This window comes from Levilactobacillus namurensis (assembly GCF_032197885.1).
GTDB classification, from domain to species: Bacteria; Bacillota; Bacilli; order Lactobacillales; family Lactobacillaceae; genus Levilactobacillus; species Levilactobacillus namurensis_A.
This window is the reverse complement of record NZ_CP134159.1, coordinates 474081-495182: the sequence shown is the minus strand read 5'-3', so window position 1 is coordinate 495182 and position 21102 is coordinate 474081. Positions and strand designations below refer to the sequence as shown.

At 51.6% G+C, this 21102-nt stretch carries 18 protein-coding genes and 1 pseudogene; 12 read left to right on the top strand and 7 right to left on the bottom strand.

Features of this window, described 5'->3' with window-relative positions; genetic code table 11:
• Positions 1 to 164 precede the first annotated feature (164 nt).
• Positions 165 to 821, top strand: coding sequence for a hypothetical protein (locus tag RIN67_RS02140; protein WP_056944805.1), 657 nt, complete (start codon positions 165 to 167; stop codon positions 819 to 821).
• Positions 822 to 905: 84 nt separating this feature from the next.
• On the opposite strand, the gene RIN67_RS02135 is transcribed toward RIN67_RS02140, so the two are convergent.
• Both RIN67_RS02135 and RIN67_RS02130 read right to left on the bottom strand, forming a co-directional pair.
• Positions 906 to 4127, bottom strand: coding sequence for a mucin-binding protein (locus RIN67_RS02135; protein WP_265000171.1), 3222 nt, complete (start codon positions 4125 to 4127; stop codon positions 906 to 908).
• A gap of 438 nt (positions 4128 to 4565) precedes the next feature.
• A complete protein-coding gene (locus RIN67_RS02130) occupies positions 4566 to 5453 on the bottom strand; it encodes an alpha/beta hydrolase (protein ID WP_313872938.1) in 888 nt (295 codons plus the stop codon).
• 168 nt (positions 5454 to 5621) lie between these two features.
• Here RIN67_RS02130 and RIN67_RS02125 point away from each other — a divergent pair, with 168 nt between their 5' ends.
• From RIN67_RS02125 to RIN67_RS02090, 9 genes and pseudogenes are all read left to right on the top strand, one after another.
• Positions 5622 to 6416, top strand: coding sequence for a tyrosine-protein phosphatase (locus RIN67_RS02125; RefSeq protein ID WP_265000173.1), 795 nt, complete (start codon positions 5622 to 5624; stop codon positions 6414 to 6416).
• Positions 6417 to 6545: 129 nt separating this feature from the next.
• Positions 6546 to 7493, top strand: coding sequence for an alpha/beta hydrolase (locus RIN67_RS02120; RefSeq protein ID WP_265000174.1), 948 nt, complete (start codon positions 6546 to 6548; stop codon positions 7491 to 7493).
• 520 nt (positions 7494 to 8013) lie between these two features.
• Positions 8014 to 8287, top strand: a pseudogene (locus tag RIN67_RS13360) (IS982 family transposase); the annotation flags it as partial.
• 50 nt (positions 8288 to 8337) lie between these two features.
• Positions 8338 to 8613 (top strand): hypothetical protein, encoded by a 276-nt coding sequence (locus tag RIN67_RS02115; protein ID WP_265000175.1) that lies wholly within the window; start codon positions 8338 to 8340, stop codon positions 8611 to 8613.
• Positions 8614 to 8732: 119 nt separating this feature from the next.
• On the top strand, positions 8733 to 9023 hold the full coding sequence (locus RIN67_RS02110; RefSeq protein ID WP_265000176.1) for an AbrB/MazE/SpoVT family DNA-binding domain-containing protein: 291 nt from the start codon (positions 8733 to 8735) through the stop codon (positions 9021 to 9023).
• A gap of 397 nt (positions 9024 to 9420) precedes the next feature.
• Positions 9421 to 9594: a hypothetical protein gene (locus RIN67_RS02105; protein WP_313872937.1), complete on the top strand. Its 174-nt coding sequence runs from the start codon at positions 9421 to 9423 to the stop codon at positions 9592 to 9594.
• A 47-nt stretch (positions 9595 to 9641) separates the two neighbouring features.
• Entirely contained in the window at positions 9642 to 9929 is a 288-nt protein-coding gene (locus RIN67_RS02100; RefSeq protein ID WP_003688751.1) for a transposase, read from the top strand.
• A gap of 23 nt (positions 9930 to 9952) precedes the next feature.
• Entirely contained in the window at positions 9953 to 10831 is an 879-nt protein-coding gene (locus RIN67_RS02095) for an IS3 family transposase (RefSeq protein WP_265000484.1), read from the top strand.
• A 22-nt stretch (positions 10832 to 10853) separates the two neighbouring features.
• Complete coding sequence (locus tag RIN67_RS02090; protein ID WP_313826066.1) at positions 10854 to 11969, top strand: IS110 family RNA-guided transposase; 1116 nt, start codon at positions 10854 to 10856, stop codon at positions 11967 to 11969.
• Between the two features lie 615 nt (positions 11970 to 12584).
• Here RIN67_RS02090 and RIN67_RS02085 read toward each other — a convergent pair.
• Both RIN67_RS02085 and purB read right to left on the bottom strand, forming a co-directional pair.
• Positions 12585 to 14066, bottom strand: a complete 1482-nt coding sequence (locus RIN67_RS02085; RefSeq protein ID WP_264999662.1) for an SAM-dependent methyltransferase — start codon at positions 14064 to 14066, stop codon at positions 12585 to 12587.
• 133 nt (positions 14067 to 14199) lie between these two features.
• Positions 14200 to 15507 carry an adenylosuccinate lyase gene (gene purB, locus RIN67_RS02080; protein ID WP_264999661.1) on the bottom strand — a complete coding sequence of 436 codons (1308 nt, stop codon included), beginning with the start codon at positions 15505 to 15507 and terminating at the stop codon, positions 14200 to 14202.
• Between the two features lie 272 nt (positions 15508 to 15779).
• Here purB and RIN67_RS02075 point away from each other — a divergent pair, with 272 nt between their 5' ends.
• On the top strand, positions 15780 to 17075 hold the full coding sequence (locus RIN67_RS02075; protein ID WP_024747181.1) for an adenylosuccinate synthase: 1296 nt from the start codon (positions 15780 to 15782) through the stop codon (positions 17073 to 17075).
• Positions 17076 to 17093: 18 nt separating this feature from the next.
• Positions 17094 to 18008 carry a GMP reductase gene (locus RIN67_RS02070; RefSeq protein ID WP_264999660.1) on the top strand — a complete coding sequence of 305 codons (915 nt, stop codon included), beginning with the start codon at positions 17094 to 17096 and terminating at the stop codon, positions 18006 to 18008.
• Positions 18009 to 18125: 117 nt separating this feature from the next.
• On the opposite strand, the gene RIN67_RS02065 is transcribed toward RIN67_RS02070, so the two are convergent.
• From RIN67_RS02065 to RIN67_RS02055, 3 genes are all read right to left on the bottom strand, one after another.
• Positions 18126 to 18740 (bottom strand): cation diffusion facilitator family transporter, encoded by a 615-nt coding sequence (locus RIN67_RS02065; protein WP_264999659.1) that lies wholly within the window; start codon positions 18738 to 18740, stop codon positions 18126 to 18128.
• 179 nt (positions 18741 to 18919) lie between these two features.
• Positions 18920 to 19351 carry a universal stress protein gene (locus tag RIN67_RS02060; RefSeq protein WP_024747178.1) on the bottom strand — a complete coding sequence of 144 codons (432 nt, stop codon included), beginning with the start codon at positions 19349 to 19351 and terminating at the stop codon, positions 18920 to 18922.
• Between the two features lie 29 nt (positions 19352 to 19380).
• A complete protein-coding gene (locus RIN67_RS02055) occupies positions 19381 to 21000 on the bottom strand; it encodes an Nramp family divalent metal transporter (protein WP_264999658.1) in 1620 nt (539 codons plus the stop codon).
• Positions 21001 to 21102 lie beyond the last annotated feature (102 nt).

Genomic DNA, 21102 nt, shown 5'->3' with positions numbered 1-21102 from the left:
TCGTTGACTTGGAGGACCGCCGCCTCCCCAGAATCTTCCAGCTAATCCGTCTCATTTTGCGTGCACCGGGCGAAAAAGCCGGCAATTTGGGATTTGCCCTTTTCTTTTCACAAGCATTCAGCTAGACTTTAAATTGGACAAACTTGAGAGGAGAGGTGACAATCGTGGCGAAGATGCAGGACTTTGGACAACGGATGCGTTTTTTGGCATTCTCCATCGTCCTGAACTCCGCGGCCAACGCCCTGACCATCTCCACTAACCTGGGGAGTGCCGTGTGGACCGGGTCGTCCGTCAACCTCGCCAACTGGATCCACGTGCCCCTAGGGACCACGCTCTTCGGCTACGGCATCGTAATCACCCTGATGAACCAACTCTTATTGGGGAAGTTCGACCGGCGGCGGCTGATCTCCAACCTGCTGTACATCGTCCCCTTTAGCTACCTGGTCGAATGGATCGGCTACTTCTGGGACTGGCTGGGTGTGGGCCACTTGAGTCTGACCGGTCGGGTCATCGTCGACATCATCGGCCTGTTCGGAGTGGCGTTCGCCGTCTCGATCTACCAGCGCTGCAACATCATCATGCACCCCAACGACGACCTGTCCTACATCATCCGTTTCCGATTCTTACACGGGTCGGCGGTGATTGCACAATGGGCCAGCTACCTGCCGCCGGTGATCATCATCGTGCTGTCCTACCTGATGACCGGTCAGCTGCACGCTATCGGCTTCGGGACCGTCTGGGCCCTAGTCACCCAAGGCATCGTGATGGCCTGGGCCGACCAGCACGTCTTCCCGAGTCTGAAACACCACGTGGACGTTTAACGAAATAAAACCAAACGAGGGACCGATTCTCAAAGCGAATCGATTCCTCGTTTTTTTACGTTCAATACTCATGATTTTACGGAACTAGTCCTTAACGCGGCGGAACCAACCCTTCACGCTGGCCAGCAAGCCGGTCAATCCTAAGAGCAACCAACCCCACCGACTCGTAGCTGAACGGTGCTCTGCGGTTTGTGGCAAGCGCGGCGACTGTGGCGTGAGCCGTTCCGCGGTCGGCGTTGCGGTCAAGGTCTTGGCTGGTGCCGCCGTAGTTCCCGTTGCCGGGGCCGTTGCGGTCGACGTCTTCGTTAACGTTGGTACGGACTGGCTGACCGGCGTGGTCGCGTCGGTCGCGCTGGCCGCATAAACCAAGCGGACCGTCTTCGGCGTGGCCGTGTAGGTCCCCGTGATGGTCGTCGGACTGGTCAACCGGTAACCGGTCAGCTTAGGCGCCGTGATCTGGTAAGGGGTCGCCAGTGGGCCTTGCAAGGTCTGGACTGGCCGCAATGGTGTGCCTTCCGGTCCCACGGTAATCACGATGACCTGGCCCAAGGTTGGTCGCGTCGGTGTCGTGGTTGGCGTGGTGATTGGCGTACTTGGCGCCGGCGACGTTACGGACGGGCTTGGCGTGGTCGTGGTATCGGTCGTAGGCTGCGTGGATGGTGTAGTCGGCGTACCTTGGGGTTCTTGCGGCGCGCTTTCCGGGATACCTTGGTACCACGCGGTCGTGGTAACATCGGGACTGGTTGCCGTGATGGCGGCGATTGCCGGAACCGTGGTCATTTCTGGCAAGTAGCCGTCAATCGCCGGAACCGGTTGGGCCGCAAAGTCGCTCGCGCCCACCGCTTGCCACGGCGTGTAGGTCAGCGCACCCGTGACGTCATCGCGGGTTGCCGTGCGGGTAAAGGTCACGGCCTGTTGCGTGCTAGGCGCCAGCGTTTCTCCAAAGAGGTCCTGGTATTGGATTGTCCGGGTCACGGTGTGCGTCAGATCCACGTCACTCGGCAAGTCCGGCGTGGTTGGTGTCAACGTGGTCAACTGATGGGCCAGCTCAATCTGGTAGGTCGCTGTCGGCTCAGGCGTGGTAAACGCCGCCGTGGCACTGTAAGGATTAGCCACCAACCGGTACCCTTCAGCCAGATACTGGTCGAGTTGGGTCGTCGGCTGGTAGTCAGCTGTACTCAGGTAAGGACCGGTCACCGTCTGCGTCTTCAAGACCTGCCCCGTCGTGGTATCCAGGTACTGGATCGTGCGCGTCAGGGTATTCGGCGTGTACGAATAGCTGATTTCCCCAGCCGCTAACGACAACGTCCCACTCACGGGCAGGCTACCGGTCAACGGCGCACCAGCAGTATACCCGGCAACGGTCGCGGGCGTCGCCGTGTAGGCCGTACCCACATTACCGGTCAACTGGGTCGCCGGTGCGATGTCGTGGCCGGCCGCATCCAGGTAGTTGACCGTGATGCCGCCCGCCACTTCCGGCGTGTAGGTCATGGTCAAGTATTGTGGATCCTGGGTGTAGTTCCCTGTCAAAGGTGCACTCCGCGTGGTATCCAGTTGATAGTTCGGCAATTGCGCCTGTTGACTGAGGTCATAGCTGTCCCCGATATTGGTCCCGTAGGTCACCGTCGCAGTCCGTAAGGCTTGGCCGGTATTACCGTCCAGGTAGCGAACGTAGACTTCGGGTGCCGGTAACCAGTTAGCGGGTTGATAGACCATCACGTCGTAGTTGAAGGTCACGCCATTCGGGTAGGTCAACATGATGAAGTTCGGGTAATCCGCCGTGGTTTCGAAATGGTAGTAGCCCCGTAACCCGTAGGCAAACCAGTTGGCGTCCGGAATCGTGGGGTACGCCGTCGCAATCTTGAATTCATGCCCACTGACCGGCGTCAAGAAGAGCTCTTGGGATTGCGCCATCGTGGTCTGGGTCGGATAGTTGTTCCAAGTGCTTTGATAGTGACTGGTCAGGTCTTCGCCCTGCAGGCCCGTCAACGGCGTCGCGGTGAAGACGCCAGGTTGGCCCACAACGAAGTTGACCGGCGTCGCGTTCAAGTTGACCCGTTGTCCCAAGCCCGTGACTAACGCTGGCTTAGTGAACCCCTTCAACGGTGAAAAGTCCGTGAGCGAGTTATCGTTAAAGTTAAACGTCGTGTTGTGCCCGGCTTCATCGATTGCCGTCAACCAAGGTCCCAACTGTGCCAGTTGGGCGTTGGTCAATCCATTGGCGTTTTGTTGATAGTCCTGTAAGTCAGAACGCGTTGATCCGTAGATCTGTAGCAGGCTGATATCGGACGGGTCGACTTGCTTCAGAGGCGCCAGGTTGACCTGACCCATGTCGTGAATCATCAGGCTCAACTGGCTAAAGTGGACGGGCATTAACGGCGACAGGTCGAGGTTCGCCGACGGATAGGTCATGTACAGACTGACTTTAGACGTCTGGGGAAGTGCCTGTAAGTACTGCATCCCCGCTAAGGTCCCCGTCACCGGCAACGCTGTGTTCACGGTCCCGATGTTCAGGGTCGTTCCCGTGAAGTGCCGCAGATCCCCTAAGGTCACGGAACCCGTGACCCCTAAGTCCGTTTGTACGTTCTGTGCGATGCCGCTATCGCCAAAGGTAACCACCGTATTGTCCGGTAAAGCCGCGGCGCTATTGGGCTGAACGTCCGTAGTCGTGGACAACGACGTGGCTGGGTTCGTGGTCGACGTAGTTCCGGTAGTGGTCCCCGTCGTGTCAGTGGTCGTTCTCGTAGTTGTGCCAGTCGTACTCGTTGCAGTTCCCGTAGTTGTGCCAGTCGTCACACTAGTCCCCGCCGTGGTTGAACTGGTGGTAGTGGTCGGGGTGCTGGCCGTCGTACCGCTAGTCGCCGTGCTAGTGGTCGTAGTCGGCGCACTAGTCGGGGTGCTAGCAGTTGAACCGGTCGTGGTATCCGTCGTGGTCGTAGGGCTAGTCGGGCCACTAACCGGAGGAACCGTCAAAGTGGCGGTCGCCGTACTGCTCTGCGTCCCCGAACCACTGGTTGTGGTCGTGGTCGTTGCACTGGTCACCGTTGACGAACTGGTGGCCGTGGGTTGGCTAGTCGTGGTGGACCGCAACGTGGCACTCGTTGGCGTCGTGGACGCCGTTGAGGTCACCTGCGCCGTCGAATCTGCATCGCTAACCGTACTCGCGTGGGCGGGTTGACTTAGCCCGGCCATGCCTAATCCGGTACTGACTAATAAGATCGCCGCCGTCGCCCAACTCTTCTTGAATTGGTGAAGCCGAAAATTGGTGGTGATCGTTTCTACTTGTTGTAACTTTTGTAAACGCATCAAACCACGCTTCCTCTCTTAATTGGGCACCAGTCCCAAGATTGCGAACCAGCTCCCCTTACAATTCCGGTATAGCAGGGTTCACGTTAAGATTATCGCATTCGGCTCATTCATTCGGTCTTTGGTCGCAACCTTTTGGTTAATTAAGTTCGGTTAGTTAATTAAACCGCCCCACCATTGAGCCCCCTAGTGGGCCCCCGATGAGCCCGTTCCCACAACCGTCCGGCCGGTCGCGCCCACGACCCAGCTATTCAGGCCCACGACCGTGTCATCTGTCAACCACTCGACCACCCTAAGTTGGGTTAGCCACCTGACTAAATCGACGAACCGTTTAGCTGACAAATTAGTTAGACCATTATTTTCCACGCCCAATTACGCACGCAAAAACGAGCCGCCCGCACTGGTTAGCAGGACGACTCGTTATCGAATGGATCAGCCCTACTCGAGCTGACCGGTCAAAATAAACTGTTTAATTGCCTTAAGGGTCCGTTTCGACTCCGGCAACTTGGTCCACAACAAATAATCGTGCAACATGGCCCGCATCTCATGGGCCGCCACCGGAGTCCCAGGGGCTTCCCGCAGCTTCTGCAATAAGCGCTGGTCATCGGCGTGCAACAGTTCGTTGGTCCCGAAGTACATCAAGATGGGGCCCAACTCATCGAACGACCCGTAGATGGGACTGACGCGCGGGTCGGTCACCGCGTGGTCACCGGCATAGGCATACCCAATCTGCTTGAGCGTCTCTAGCGTCAAGTACGGGTCGTGACGTGCGGCCGTTTGGAGGTCCGGATTCATCATGCTCAAGTCGGTCCAGGGCGAGATCAAGATACTCCCCGCCGGCATCGGCTTTTGCTGGGCCCGCAACTGTTGGAGAACCGTGAGTGCCAGTCCCCCGCCCGCGGAATCTCCCAGTAAGAAGAACTGGTCGTCCGGGTACTGGGCCCGCAGATAATCGTACACGTTCAGCGTAAAGATCAGCGTCTGGTCCACCGTGGCTTCCGGCACTAGCGGGAAGTCCACGTAGGTGATCCGCAGATTCGCCTGATGAATCAACGCTTCCATAATCTCCCGGTGGCTGGCAATACCTTGCATGGCGTAAGCCCCACCGTGTAATAAGATGACGTGTTGCGGTAATGGCGATCCGGAATCGGCCGTAAAGATGCGGCCATCGAAGATCCGCCGCTCCTTGGTAACGATGTCTGTCGCAAACTTGTCTGGAACGACGGCGTTATTCCGGCGACTCGGTTTTAAAAAGGCCTGTTGAAGCTGTCGTTTCAGCTGACTGTGCTGGGTTTTGAAAAGTAACCATTTCCCCCGCAAACTCACAACTACCACCCTATTCTCTATACCTTAATCAGTTCTTTTCGCTCTTAATGACAGTATACAGCGTTTAAGCCAAAAACGCTTCCCCTCTCGAAATGAATCATTAGGTAATTTATCCAAAAACCGTTAAAATAGAGCCAGCGAAACACGACGAAAGGGTGGTATTCAAGCATGACACAGAATCGGATTCTAAAGGTGACGGGCGGCCTGAACTTCCGTGAACTCGGGGGGTATCCTACCGTTGACGGTCATACCGTTAAATGGCATAAACTAGTCCGCACCGCCAGTCTGGCTGGGTTGACCCCGGCGGACCAGCAACTTCTAAGTGACTATGGCGTGGTGGCTGACGTGGACTTCCGGTCCAAGCAGGAACGTCAACAAGCGCCTGACAAGGTGCCCGCTGGCGCGCAGTACCAGTTCTTACCCGTCTTCCCCGACGGCGACCAGACCGACGCTTCCGCGGCGCGTGAAGACCTGGAGCGCCAATTCTCCCAGGACCCGCAAGCGGGGTACCAGCACATGTTAGAGGTCTACCGGCACCTAGTGACCCTGTCCAGTGCCCAAGCGGCTTACCGGGAATTCTTTAAGGTACTGCTGGCTAACGACGGCGACCAATCGGCCGTCTTGTTCCACTGCACCGCCGGCAAGGACCGGACGGGAATTGGGGCGTTCTTGATTCTCAGTGCTTTGGGGGTGGATCCTCAGGTGATTCGTCAAGACTACCTGGCCACTAACCAGAACTTAAAGCCCAAGCTAGACCAGATGACCCGCGATGCCCAAGACCGGGGTCAAAGTGCCGCGTTCATCCAGAATATGACCGCGCTGGGAAGCGTCAACCCCGACTACTTCGATACCGCCTTAAAGATCATTAATACCCAGTATGGCGGTGTTCAAGATTACCTGCACGATGTGCTGGGGCTGACCAACAAGGAACTCGACCGGTTAAAACAACTTTATTTAGTATAATCCGCAGACGTGAAGGCTCTTCCTTCGCGTCTCTTTTTAGCTTAACCATCAATCGCCTAACTTGTGTTGCCGCAACGCTTCTTCTATAATGACCAAGTATTTTGCATATTGAGAAAGGATGAGTCCCCCTTGAAGAAATCAACCACTTTAGCTTTACCCCTATTAGGTGCTGCCGCGACTGCCTTATTGGCCAGCGAGCACCTGTTCAACTTCGCCTTCAAACGGGTCAACTACGTCCCCGAAACGTCCGCCGAGAAGCAAAAATACGCGGACGCCTACTACGCTTACGTGGACTGGTACCAATCCGTTCCTAAGGAAACTTGGTACCTGCACGAACACGACCCCAAAAACCGGATGGTCGCCGAATACATCCCGGCGGCAACGCCCCACAACCGTACGGTGATCATCGCTCATGGTTACAAGGGCAACGGTGAGACCATGGCGAACTTCGCCCAGATGTACCACAACCTGGGCTTCAACGTCCTGTTGCCCGACGACCGGGGTCACGGTGAAAGTGCCGGTAAGTACATCAGCTTCGGCTGGTTGGACCGGCTGGACTACCTGCAATGGATCCAACAGGTCATTGACCGCAGTAATTCCCAGGTCCAGATTCTCCTGTTCGGGGTCTCGATGGGCGGTGCGACCATGGAGATGCTTTCGGGTGAGACGTTACCGCCCCAGGTCAAGGCCATCATCGCCGACTGTGGCTACTCCAGCGTTGAGGCCGAGCTGGTCTACCTTTTGAAGCGTTGGTACCACTTGCCGAAATACCCGATTGAACCCCTGGTCAGTACGATTTCGAAGCGGCGGTTAGGCTACTACCTCAACGACGTGACCTCGATCGACCAGTTGAAGAAGAACCGGCGGCCAATCCTGTTCATCCACGGTGAGAAGGACGTCTACGTGCCGGTCGGGATGGCGTACGAGAATTACGCGGCGACCCACGCGGCTAAACAATTATGGATTGTGAAAAATGCGACTCACGCTGAGAGTTTTTGGATCAATCCACAACGCTACCGGGCCCGAGTCCTCGACTTTTTGACCACCTACTTCGACCCGGAATTGCTGTCAGACTAGCTTTAAGGACCTCTTAAGCTTTAAAACTTCCTTTAGACTTTTATCGAAAAGTCGTCACGGTTTACCCCCTTTTTCGTTCACAAATGGCGGGTATAGTAAACATCATAGTAATTCGCCAACAACGATTACTAGTCAAAATCTATATCCAATCCCTTAAATTCTCCCCCTTAGAGAATTTATCTTGGTCAGGACCCCTCAAACCTGACCACTCCTCAAATTGCACTTCTCCCCCTAATGAAGTGCACTCCTCAGAGAAGACCGCTTCGGCCCTGCACGGCTGAAGCGGTCTTTTTTTAATTCCAAGTTGCTTAAAAGTTCCATCTAAAAATGCCGATTTAATCGCATTACCGCATTTAAGTCTTAAATTCCACGTTGAGGAGGCCGAAGTGGTTAAGACCACAACGCTTTTTATTAAAGTTAACAAACCATTAATTGAGGTGAACCCTTACAATTGGAAAAGGTCACGGGCACGCTGTTGTCGATAGACTAGCTCAACAATGATGGATTTTAAACATCCGAAGCTAATGATGGTTACCTCAGTAAGGCCCTGAAAACCCAGCTCCTTCGGTTTTACCATATCGACCTATGGACACCACTACGTAAGAATATGGCCCACCATAAAACCGTGAACAGCAGTCTTCTCAAGGACCTAAGGCAACACATCGAAACGTTCTTCAATAACTTAAATTCCGTTGGTCACTTTGAACACCCGCTTAGAGTCCATGTTCCTTTGGATGACCCTCAATGTGCATGAGCAAATCTTAGCCGGTAAAAGTGGGTTGAGTATCACGTGATGAATTGAATATTACAAAGCTAACACTACGCGTTAAAAAAGGAGAAAACTATGAAAGAAGTAAACTTAGTCGGGCAACGCGTTCAAGTAGTAGACCCAACTGATGATTTTGCGGGGATGGTTGGAACGATCATTAGCTATCGTTCTGTTGGTTCTCCTGAACACGTTTCAGAGAATGTTGGAGATGATGTAGTCGTTAATTTGGACGAGGAGCAACGGGAGTTATTGATTGCAATAAATCCTGATCTAGCTTATGCACTACGCCAGGGCCTATCATTAGAGGCACTAAACTTTGCCCCTAGTGAGTTACGGCAAATAGAAAACTAAGAAGAAAGAACCTAAAATTAGGAGATGAGTTAAAAATGATGTATAATACTTTGATAAATAGTAAGAACGTAAGATGACTTACTTGTAAGGCTGTCAATTTAAAAGGGAGGATACTCACAATGATTGAAAAACGGGGAGCTCAAAAGGTATTCAACGTTAAGCTTTCAACGAAGGGTCAGATAGTGATTCCTGCTGAAATCCGAAAAATGATTGACGTATCTAGTGGCACTACACTACAAATCACTGTAGGCGATGATGCAACTCTTATAATCCGGAAAAAGCCGACAGCCCTCGACTGGTCGAACTTAATTGCTGGTATTCCTAACGAGGTGGTTTCTTATAATGAAGATGGTACGGTTAATGCTAGTAAGTCACCCCACTTTGCTGAATGGATGAGTGAAGATGAGTAGTAGCGAAAGTTCGTTCCATCTTATGGATATTGCCATAGCAGCCGTCCCTTATGACGATGGAAAGACGATTAAAACACGTCCAGCGTTATTGGTCAAAGTCAACGATCAACAAGCTACTGTATTCAAAATTACCACTAAGTATGAGTCGAAATCAGCGGTAATAAAAAAATACTAAGCTTAGAGGCATAGAAGTTACCCGACGGGGTGCTCCTATGCCTCTATTACTTTATAGTGGTAGTGAAGACAGGCCGTGGGCGCTTTGGGTCCTTGAGACCGTAATAAAAAATGGCCGCTTCACTGGTTTTAGTCAATTTGATCAAAGTATTTGGGCTCTCGAAGCCGTGTTTTGAAAACGAGATTACTAAAACTGACGTGAAGACTTCAGAAAGACAGGTATATGATTATGCGAACAATTATTGGAATCGATGTCAGTAAAAACAAAGCTAACGTTGCGGTGGCGACGGATTTAATCGTCGCCAAAGAACTGACCGTCCCTCTAGATGCACTGGGATTTAATGAACTGAAACACGTCGTGCTAGGGCCTAGAATAAAAAGTGTACAAGTTAAATAGAGACTCTGATTTAGTATAATTAAGGAAGTAAATTGGAGGATCAAATAATGACGAAGCACAGTTATGACAAGGAATTTAAGGAACAGGCCGTTCAGTATTACTTAGATAACAAGGATCACATGACCATGAATGAAATAAGTAAGAATCTAGGTATTGGGGCTAGTACATTACATAAATGGATTAAGCTGTTTACTGAGACTGGGGAGTTTGGCCGTGGCTCTGGTAATTTTGCCAGCGATAAGGACAAGGAGATTGCACGACTAAAGCGTCAACTTCGTGACGCTGAAGGAGCGATCGAAGTGTTAAAAAAATCAATCGGGATTCTGAGCAAGTAACTACCGAAAAGGTATACCAAGAAATGGACGTTCAGCACGCTTTGGAATCCCACCCTTCCATCAATGGTATGTGTGATTATGTTGGAATCTCAAGAAGTGGTTACTATCAACGAGAAAAGCGTCATAATCACCAATCACCGCGAAAGCTTCGGAAGAAGTTTATTCAAGGTGAAATTAAAGCAATTTGGCTCAAAAGCCTTTGTATTTACGGTGCCGGCAAAATCACCCAAGAACTTCGCTCAAAAGGATATAAGATTGCTGAACGAACTGTTGGTAAGTATATGCGTGAACTTGGCATTCACGCCGTTTACCTAACCCCTTGGACGACTACCACTCGCAATTCTAAGTTTGATAAACAGCTAATAAATATTTTAGACGAGCAGTTCAATCCATTGCGACCAAACGCCGTTTGGTGCATTGACACTACTTATATTCCAGTTCATGACGGATTCGTTTATTTAACCAGTATTATGGACTTGTACTCCCGACGGATCATTGGTTGGGACTTATCTGAAACCTTGGAGGTATCGAATGTCATCCCACTTATTGAAAAGACTAAGCACAGTCGCCATATTAGCAAGCCATTAATCATGCACAGTGATCGTGGTAGTCAGTTTACGTCTGAAGCTTACAATCAAGTTACAGCTAACATGACATTAAGCTATTCAAAGAAAGCTTATCCTTGGGATAATGCCTGCATTGAGTCGTTTCATGCCTTGATTAAGCGTGAATGGATAAATCGGTTTAAAATCCATTCATACTCCGAAGCTAAACGACTAGTTTTTCAGTACATTGAAACGTTTTACAACACAGTTAGAATTCACAGTCACTGTGGATTCAAATCACCAAAGCAACTTGAAGATGAGCATCAAACTCAAATTCAAAATTTAGTCGTGGCATAGGACAAAAAAGTCTCTATTTAAATTGTCTATTTTATTGACAGGGGACCAGCTTCAGTTCGGCGGAAAAGCGGAAATCGTCTTTGAAGCGACTGGTGTTTACTCCCGGCGCTTAGAGTATTTCCTTCAACAAGAAAATTTGAATTACCATATTTTAAATCCCCTGGCGGCTAAGAATCGCATCGCCACTGGTACGCGAATGAGAAAAAACGATCAACGTGATGCGCGCCGATTGGCGATTACCGAGTTTACCGAACAGTTAGAGCCCTATCTTCTAGCTTACAAACAGGATCCCATCTATCGTGAATTAACGGATATGAACCGTTATTACGACCAACTCAATGAGGATAAGAAACGGGCCCGCAATCGAGCTCATCGTGTCTTACAGCTTGTATTTGCGTCATTTGGGGCCTCCAAGGGTGGCTTTAACTTCGATACAAAGCTGGCTTGGAAGATCCTAACACTCTTCCCGCATGCACAAATCGTTCGTGAAATTGGCGACCTTAACGCGTTAGAAGCACGAATATCAGCAGCACATTTCAAAGGGATGAACGCTAGGCGTATTCACGATGCCGCACGAAAGTTATGGAAACTGGCCGCTCAGAATGGTGACGCCGTACCCGTTACTTCGGATAACACGCGGCAAATGAAAGCTTTGGCGGAACAAGTTCTCACCCTAGAAGCAGCGCAGGACCAGCAGGTCGTGCGCATGATGGCCTTAGGTAAATCCTTGTCAGAGTTTACGCTTCTTCAAACAATCCCTGGTATTGGTGGCAGTACCGCCATTCGGCTAATTAGTGAATTAGGTGATATCCGACGGTTCAATACCCGTCAGCAATTGAACAGCTATGTCGGCCTGGACACAACGGAAGTTGACTCCGGTGACCATCAATCCGCTCGCCATATCACCAAACACGGTAATCCCCATGCACGCCGAATCTTGTATTGGACGGTCGTTCTTATGCTTAATCCTAAGATGGGCGACAATCATATTCGCGATGCATACGAAAAAAGACGAGAAGCTTCTTCTTCAAAGAAGAAACTCATCGTCCGTCAAATGGATCGTCTTATTAAAACAATCCTATACCTGATAAAAACGAATCAACCTTACTCCTATGAGCTGAGCCCTCAATCGAAGTAACATTCATTATAGTTTATAATACCAGCCTTGAAAAAAATTTGATACCTCCAAGGCTTATTTAGCTGGCTATAAATCACTAAAATAATAGCAATAGGGCCTAGGCTCCGGAACGAAGAACATCGTTCCGGAACCTAGACCCTAAATTTCTCATCATAAAACATTGATTTAACAACATCTTTATTGACAAAACGTAGAAAAAGCTCTACTATCCCATTGAGTTTTGGCGAGAAGCGGGGCTAGACAAGGCTTCATTCGTTGATACTCATGAGACGTACACTTTGTCCACTGAGTATATGTTGAGAACCCCGCCGATTGGGGTTATGGCTGATACCGACGTCATTAATCTGTTCGATTTTATTAAGAATACCCATTAAAGTTCTGTATGAATGACAGAACTTTTTTTATATCAGAAATCAAATAAAAGAAATGGCATTTGAGTAGTATAGGGGTGTGTCAAGAATATTGCATAATATGATTACGGATTTGTCCAGAGATACAAAGATATAGTTTTCTGTTTTATTATGACGGCGAGTTTTAAAATCAAGTTAGCCACTTGGACAAAATAAATACACCAAGACAGAAAATTCCTGAACCGATTCGGCTCAGGAATTTTTCTTAATCTCTCTTCTTTAGTAATTGCTGTAAATCCGCCAACTTCTGCGGGTCACCCAGTTTATCCGCTAACTCGCCCAACATCTGATTGAAAGCCTGTTGCGTACGCGACAAGTCCGCTTGCGTCGCCTGGAGTTCTTGCGTGACCCGCTGCAAATCAACGGGAGGTTCCCCCACATAGGTGTCCACGTAACGTGGAATATTCAGGTTATACTGGTTGGCCGCCACTTCCGCCGCCGATGCCACGTGCGCAAGATTAGGCACATCGATGCGCTGACGATAGGTCGTCACGATTCGGTCCACCTGTTCAGCCGTTAGTACGGTCTGGTTTTTCCCCTTACGACCTAATTTCGAGGCATCCATGAAGAAAATGTCCTGCATCGTTCGGTGCTTCTTAAGGACCAGGACCATCATGGGCAAAGTCGTCCCCGGAAACAGGTTGGCTGGCAAGCCGATTACCGCGTCTATCAGGTTATCCCGTTCAATCATGGTCCGCCGGATAGCCCCTTCGGCCGCCTGTCGGAACAACACCCCGTGAGGTAGCGCCACCGCCATGACCCCTCCGGCATCGTCTAAGTGATACACCATCTGTTCAATAAACGCCAAGTCGGCCTTGGACTTCGGTGGCAACTTATCGTAGGCCGCAAACCGGGGATCATCGGCTGCCGGATTGGCCGCCCAATGCACGGAATAAGGTGGGTTGGCAATAATGGCCGAGAACTGTTGGGTCCCCGCTTGATCCGCAGTTAAGACATCCCCCAGATAAGTCGTACATTGCTGATACGAGATCCCATGCAACAACAAATTCAGCCGGCCAATCATTGCCACGGCCTCATCGACTTCCTGCCCCACATAGTGATCGACGGTCACCCGTTGGCCTAATGCCAACAGAAGCGAGGCCGTTCCCATGGTCGGATCGTAGACGCTATCAAGAGCTGTCGTGTGTGCCCCAATCACGCCCGTCAAGACCGCCGAAATGGTTTGGGGCGTGTAAAACGGTGCTTCGCGTTGTTTCTGCATCACCCAGGCAAACCGCGTAATCAGCTGGTCGGCCACCGTTCCCCAGGCCGTCGCCGATACGGTCAAGTCATCGACTTGCGCAATCACGGCCCGTAACGCCGCCTGCCGTGCCGTTGCCGTACTGCCTAAGCACTTACTTTGCAGATTGACTGGCTTAAATAGGCCCTTAAAAAACGGCTCAGGTTCAGTCGCAAAATGGGCCAGCATCTGGGATAACCGGGTGGGTTCCGGTTGCGCAACCAACGCCGCCCAAGTCTGGTCAACCGGTAATGAGAACCCTAATTGGCGCGCCAACGTTGCTGGTACCACGTGCTGAGCAAGCCCCCGTTCCCAGCGCTGCGCGAGAAAACGCAGGCCGACCAAGCCCACCACCAGGTTGCGATAATCCGCAATTTTTCCCTGAGGGTTCGGCATCTTGACCAACTCCCGTAGTTGCTGGTCCAATCCCTGATCAAGCTGTTCCATGCGTGCTTCGACTCCCTTCGCTCTTGTATTCGTTACTTCTGATTATACGCTATCTCAAAATGACTTGGAAACGTAAAAAGTCCGCCACTAGGTGCTCGTCCAGTGGCGGATTTTTCAACTCATCTATCTTAAATTATTTTGCGGCTGGTAACAAGCCCAAACGCCGAAAAATATCATCGACTCGGCGTAAATGGTAGTGGTAGTCAAACGCATCAGCGATTTCTGCCGGACTCAACCGCTGAGTAATCCCCACGCTGGCCTCCACCAGCGGCCGGAATTGTACCTGTTGGTCCCAGGCCTGCGCCGTCAAGGGTTGGACCAGGTCATAAGCGGCTTCGCGGCTCATCCCCGCTTCAATCAGCTTCAACAAGAGCCGTTGACTATAAATCAAGCCGTAGGTCCGTCCCATGTTGGCCTTCATGGTCTCCGGGAAGACGTCCAAGTTGGTCAGAATCCGGTTGAACCGGTGCAGCATGTAGTCCAGCAACGTGGTACTCTCCGGTAAAATGATCCGTTCGGCGGAAGAGTGGGAGATGTCCCGCTCATGCCAGAGACTCACGTTCTCGTAAGCCGTAATCACGTTGCCCCGCAGGACCCGCGCCAACCCCGTCACGTTTTCCGAACCAATCGGATTCCGTTTATGTGGCATGGCCGAGGAACCCTTCTGGCCCGGATTGAAGTGTTCTTCAACTTCGTGGATTTCCGAACGCTGCAAGCTACGGATCTCCGTGGCAAACTCTTCGATACTGGTCCCAATCAACGCCAAAGTCGCGATGTAATCAGCGTGCAGGTCCCGTGGCAGGACCTGACTACTGATTGGCTGGGCCGTGATACCTAAGCGCTCGCAGACGAATTCTTCGATCTCCGGTGGCACGTTGGCAAACGTCCCCACGGCTCCACTGATTTTACCAGCTTCCACGCCCTTGGCCGCCCGGTCGAAACGGGCCAAGTTGCGTTGCATCTCCGAATACCAGCGGGCAATCTTCAGCCCAAAGGTGGTCGGTTCCGCTTGGACGCCATGCGTCCGGCCAATCATCACCGTATCCTTATAAGTTAACGCCATCTTCTTCAACGTTGCCGTCAGCGTGACGATGCCTTGGCGCAACTGGGCGTTGGCCTGCTTCAAGCGGTAGCCCTGCGCAGTGTCGACCACGTCCGTACTGGTGACCCCAAAGTGAATCCACTTGCGTTCCGGGCCCAACGACTCCGACACATCCCGCGTGAAGGCCACCACGTCATGGTGGGTCACGGCTTCGATCTCGGCGATCCGGTCCACGTCAAAGCGGGCGTTCTCCTTAATCTTGCGCACATCTTCTTCTGGTATCTCCCCCAGCTTAGCCCAAGCTTCGTCAATGGCGATCTCGACGGCTAGCCAAGCGGCGTATTGGTTCTGCAACGACCAAATGTGGCCCATTTCCGGGCGTGTATAACGTGATAGCACTGGCAGTCCCTCCATAAGTTTGTTCAAAACACGAACATTATTTCGAATTTACGGTTTTTCAACACCAGGCATTATACCATAGATTATCGGGAGAACGCCACTCTATAGAGAATGATTAGGGGTATTAATTCGTTTTCACCGCAATTAATTAGAACTTTAGCCGCAATAAATTTTATAATTGTTCGTTTTTACCTTGCTTTTTATTTACGAACTTGATAAACTAATTCTTGCTGAGCGTTCGGCTTGGCAAAATAAAACGATGGGGTGTTGTTATGTCATCAATAGTAGTAGTTGGTAGTCAATGGGGCGATGAAGGAAAAGGAAAAATCACGGACTTTCTCAGTGAAAAAGCAGACGTTATCGCCCGCTACCAAGGCGGTGACAACGCCGGCCACACCATCGTCTTCAATGGTCAAACGTTCAAGCTGCGGTTGATTCCATCCGGGATCTTCTACGCCGACAAGACCAGTGTGATCGGTAACGGTGTGGTCCTCAACCCGAAGTCGTTAGTGCAAGAACTGCACTACCTCAACGAAAACGGTGTGAACACGGATAACCTGCGCATCTCTGACCGGGCCCACGTGATTCTGCCCTACCATATTCTCTTGGATAAATGCCAAGAAAAAACCAAGACCAATAAAATCGGGACCACTAATAAAGGCATCGGCCCCGCTTACATGGATAAAGCCGAACGGGTCGGCATCCGGGTCGCTGACTTACTCGACCACGACACGTTTGCTGCAAAATTAAAACAAAACCTGGAAGAAAAAAACGACCTCTTCGTCAAACTCTACGATGAACAACCGTTAGACTTCAACGAAATCTTCGACACCTACTTCCAATACGGCCAACTCTTGAAGTCCTACGTGACCGACACGTCAGTGGTCATCAACGACGCCATCGACCAGGGCAAGAACGTCCTGTTCGAAGGGGCCCAAGGCGTCATGTTGGACATCGACCACGGGACCTACCCGTTCGTGACGTCCTCGAACCCCGTTGCCGGTGGGGTAACCATCGGTGCCGGCGTGGGCCCAACCAAGATCAACCACGTGGTCGGCGTCTGCAAGGCCTACACGTCCCGGGTCGGCGACGGTCCCTTCCCGACGGAATTGCATGACGAGATTGGGGACACCATCCGGGAGACTGGCCACGAATACGGTACCGTTACCAAGCGCCCCCGGCGGATCGGTTGGTTCGACAGTGTGGTCTTACGGCACGCCAAGCGCGTTTCCGGCCTGACCAACCTGTCCTTAAACTGCCTGGACGTCCTGACTGGTCTGAAGACCGTCAAGCTCTGCAAGGCCTACGAACTCAATGGTGAGACCATCTACCATTACCCCGCTAGCCTGAAAGACCTGGAGAACTGCCACCCGATTTACGAAGAACTCCCTGGCTGGGATGAAGACATCACCCATTGCCAGTCGCTAGAAGACCTGCCAGCCAACGCCCGGAACTACGTGAAGCGCTTGGAAGAACTGGTCGGCGTCCCCGTTGCGACCTTATCCGTCGGCCCAGACCGGGAACAAACTAACATCTTACATCACATCTGGGACAGCCCAGCTGACTAACCTAAGGAGGACTTGCCCATGCATCCAGCCGAAGTCTTTGATTATGAAGACATTCAATTGATTCCTAACAAATGTGTCTTAGAAAGCCGTTCCGAAGCCGATACCACGATTAACTTCGGCGGTCGGACCTTCCGGATCCCCGTGGTTCCCGCGAACATGGAAACCGTGATCAACGAACCCTTGGCCGTCTGGCTCGCACAGAACGACTACTTCTACGTGATGCACCGTTTCCAGCCAGCCGAACGACGCGGCTTCATCGACGAACTGGCCGCCGCAGACCTGACGCCTGAATACATCACCATCGACATCGCCCACGGCCATGCCAATTCGGTAATTCGGATGATTCAGAAGATTAAAGAGACCTTACCGGGCAGCTTCGTGATTGCCGGGAACGTCGGTACCCCCGAAGCCGTGCGGGAACTTGAAAACGCCGGCGCGGACGCCACTAAGGTCGGCATCGGACCGGGTAAGGCCTGCATCACCAAGCTCAAGACCGGTTTCGGTACCGGTGGTTGGCAACTCGCGGCCCTGCGGCTCTGCGCCAAGGCGGCCCGGAAACCCATCGTGGCTGACGGCGGGATTCGCTACAACGGCGATATCGCCAAGTCGATTCGCTTCGGTGCCAGCATGGTCATGATTGGCTCTAAGCTGGCCGGCCACGAACAATCCCCCGGTAGTAAGCTGACCATCGACGGTCGGGTCTACAAGCAATACTGGGGCTCTGCGTCTGAGAAACAAAAGGGTGCCTACCGTAACGTGGAAGGCAAGCAGATGCTGGTTCCATACCGCGGCGACATTGCGGACACGCTCCAGGAGATCCATCAAGATCTTCAGTCCTCCATCTCGTACGCCGGTGGGCGCAACCTGCTGGACATCCGGACAGTCGACTACGTGATTGTGAAGAACTCCATCACCAACGGGGACCATTACTAAGCGTCCCACCTGCAGATTCATTCTTTGCTCCTTCTGCCGAATAACTTAAACGAAAAAGCCTGCGGAAATGTCAGCGCATTTCCGCAGGCTTTTTGGGTACTGTTCAGGTCAATTCTCCTAAGCACGACCCTTTTGGATGGCTTCCCACCCCTCACTGGCGATAAAGTAGACCAAGACTAGTGCCGCGACCGAATCGGCCCACCACCAACCCAGCCAAGCCGTTAGACCGGCACCTAACAGAACCGTCCCCGCCATATAAGCACAGGTCAGGTTACACATGCCATCCTCCATTAACGCGGCGGAATGTAGTGCCCGGCCAATTCGGCGTTTGCCCACCGTCAAGAACGGCATCAACACCACAGAGGCACCGGCAATCGCCAGGCCCGACCAACTGGCATCCGCGGCTTGATGGGTGACTAAATGACCTAACGAGGTCCCCGTCACGTAAACGGCCAGGAGTAATAAGACGCTCCCCACAATCAGCGACGACCGTTGCTCCGCCCGTTGAATTCCGGCGGCAGTTCCGCCGGTCACCGACTTCCGGAGTCTCCAAATCAACACACTCCCCGCGATGATCTCCAAGAAACTATCTAACCCAAAGGCCACCAAGAGAATTGAGCCCGTTTGCCACCCGGAATACAGGCCCACTAGACATTCGAAGGCCATCCAGGCCACCGAAACGTACTCGATTCGCAATCCTTGTTGTGCTAACGGATGAATTGATGCTGGCATCTTTTCCCGCTCCTTTCGGGTTCCAAAACACGTTTGGTAAATCTGATACTCGTTCCAGAATTGATTATTCATTCAAGGTCTCCTCCAGACGTTCCCCATTACTTGATCCAAAAATGGCGGCCTAAACCATGCCCATCTGGACATGGCTTAGACCGCCACAAGTGTTTGTTATGCAGTTTTTAACGAATCACCAAAACCGAAATCGGCGCATATTTGGCCATGTAAGCGGCTTGGCTCCCGAAGTGACGACTAACGCCCTTCTTGGATTCTGATCCGATGATTAACAAATCTGGTTGAACGTGCGGAATCACATCGCGAACGATGGTGTCCGCCGGTTTCCCCTCCGCGACCAACGTGTGAACCTTACTAATCCCCGCGTTCTGCGCTTTCTCCGCGTACCCTTGCAGGTGCTGGGCCAGCGTATCGCGTTTGCCGTGAACGAAGTCATCGTCCAAGGCCTGGTAAATGTTGACGTCATTTTCTTCCAAGACCGACACGATGTAGAGTTCTGAATCGTCTCGCTTGGCTTGATGCAGTGCGTAGTCAAAGGCTAGTAAAGCATCGGCGGAATCGTCGACTCCCACTAGGATTCGATCAAACTTGGTTGCCATCTAATCTCCCCTTTAAAGTGTGTTCGTCTCTATTCAGCTTCTTGGTTGTCAATGCCGTCAATCTGGACAGCATCGACAGCTGAAGCAACACCCTCGGATTCCAGGTGCTTGGCTAATCGCTGGTTACCTAAGTGCAATTCCCAGATGGTCCAGACTAACAGGGCCATGATGGCAGCAATCAAGAGGTACGCAATAATGTTCGCCGTTTCTGTCTGTGCGGCCGTTGGGTTCGTCCCAAAGAACGCCGCAATCTGATCCGGTAAGCCCTTCATGTTCAAGAAGGTCAACCCAATGACGGAAATCCAACCTAAAATCTTGACCCATAGCGAGTTCTTGAACTCACCCATTTCCATCTTACTATCCGTCATCATCAATAACGGCAGCATGGAGAACGGCAGGGCAAACGCCAGGAAGACTTGCGAATTGTTCATCAAATCGTTCAAGGCCGTGTGCTCTTCAATCGCACTCTTGCCACTGAACATGGTGACACAAATCAAAACTGGAATCACAGAAATCAACCGGGTTACCAGACGCCGTAACCATAGCGGCATCCGCATGTGAACGAACCCTTCCATGATAACTTGCCCGGTCAACGTCCCCGTAATGGTGGAGTTTTGACCAGAAGCTAACAAGGCAACGGCGAACAACGTGGATAAGATCCCCGTCTTGGCCACGCCGGCTAAGACCCCGTTACTCATGGTTGAAGTATCAGATAATGCTTGGAACAAACCGAAGAAGGATGGGTCCTTAACGGAACCAGACTTGAAGACCGCAACTCCCATGATCAACAGCAAGGCGTTCACGAAGAAGGCCAACGTCAACTGGATGTTGGAATCCCAGCTCGCGAACCGCACCGTCCGGGCAATGTCGCTCTTATCGCTGTGGTCGATTTCCCGCGTTTGTGAAATCGCGGAGTGCAGGTACAGGTTATGCGGCATAACCGTCGCCCCGATAATCCCTAAGGCACCTTGCAACGGGCTGTTACCCCCGATGACTGGACCGTCTGAGAAAGTAGCGGCGCTAGGCACTAAGCCCTTGATGACGCCACCCCAGTCAGGGTTGGACAACGCAACTTGGTAAGCAAAGACCACCAGGATCACCATGATCAAGCAGACCACGATGGCTTCGATCTTCCGGAACCCGATCTTGGTCAATAATAGCAAAAGCAAAACATCGAAGACCGTAATGAAGACCGAGATAACCAACGGAATATCGAATAATAAGTACAAGGCAATCGCAGCCCCAATAACTTCGGCAATATCCGTGGCCATGATGGCTAATTCCGTCATGATCCATAGGACAATTCCCAGGGGTTTACTAGTCCGTGCCCGAATCGCTTGGGCTAAATCCATCTGACTCACGATACCAAGTTTGGCCGCCATGTATTGCAATAACATCGCAACTAAACTTGAAATCAAGATAACAGACATCAATAAGTATTGGAAATTCTGACCACCGGTAATCGACGTTGACCAGTTCCCGGGATCCATGTACCCCACCGCGACCAGGGCACCAGGACCAGAATACATGAATAATGCCTTCCAGAAACTGATGTTGCGCGGAACCTTTACCGTACCGTTGATCTCTTGGAGTGACCGCCCGTTGGCGTATTGGATCAACTTATGCTTTTTTACTGTGTTATCTGCCACGTAAAAAAACTCCTCTCTCCTTAGAAGTTTGTAAAGTGTTTTAGAACTAAACAACGACCTCATTGTACATTAATTCTAATCACATGCAAAGACTTTTTTAGA

Bases quoted from the DNA above. Each gene is read 5' to 3' on its own strand.
- RIN67_RS02135 (WP_265000171.1), bottom strand. From the start codon at position 4,127: ATGCGTTTACAAAAGTTACAACAAGTAGAAACGATCACCACCAATTTT.
- RIN67_RS02125 (WP_265000173.1), top strand. From the start codon at position 5,622: ATGACACAGAATCGGATTCTAAAGGTGACGGGCGGCCTGAACTTCCGT.
- RIN67_RS02115 (WP_265000175.1), top strand. From the start codon at position 8,338: ATGAAAGAAGTAAACTTAGTCGGGCAACGCGTTCAAGTAGTAGACCCA.
- RIN67_RS02110 (WP_265000176.1), top strand. From the start codon at position 8,733: ATGATTGAAAAACGGGGAGCTCAAAAGGTATTCAACGTTAAGCTTTCA.
- RIN67_RS02105 (WP_313872937.1), top strand. From the start codon at position 9,421: ATGATTATGCGAACAATTATTGGAATCGATGTCAGTAAAAACAAAGCT.
- RIN67_RS02100 (WP_003688751.1), top strand. From the start codon at position 9,642: ATGACGAAGCACAGTTATGACAAGGAATTTAAGGAACAGGCCGTTCAG.
- RIN67_RS02095 (WP_265000484.1), top strand. From the start codon at position 9,953: ATGGACGTTCAGCACGCTTTGGAATCCCACCCTTCCATCAATGGTATG.
- RIN67_RS02085 (WP_264999662.1), bottom strand. From the start codon at position 14,066: ATGGAACAGCTTGATCAGGGATTGGACCAGCAACTACGGGAGTTGGTC.
- RIN67_RS02075 (WP_024747181.1), top strand. From the start codon at position 15,780: ATGTCATCAATAGTAGTAGTTGGTAGTCAATGGGGCGATGAAGGAAAA.
- RIN67_RS02070 (WP_264999660.1), top strand. From the start codon at position 17,094: ATGCATCCAGCCGAAGTCTTTGATTATGAAGACATTCAATTGATTCCT.
- RIN67_RS02065 (WP_264999659.1), bottom strand. From the start codon at position 18,740: ATGCCAGCATCAATTCATCCGTTAGCACAACAAGGATTGCGAATCGAG.
- RIN67_RS02060 (WP_024747178.1), bottom strand. From the start codon at position 19,351: ATGGCAACCAAGTTTGATCGAATCCTAGTGGGAGTCGACGATTCCGCC.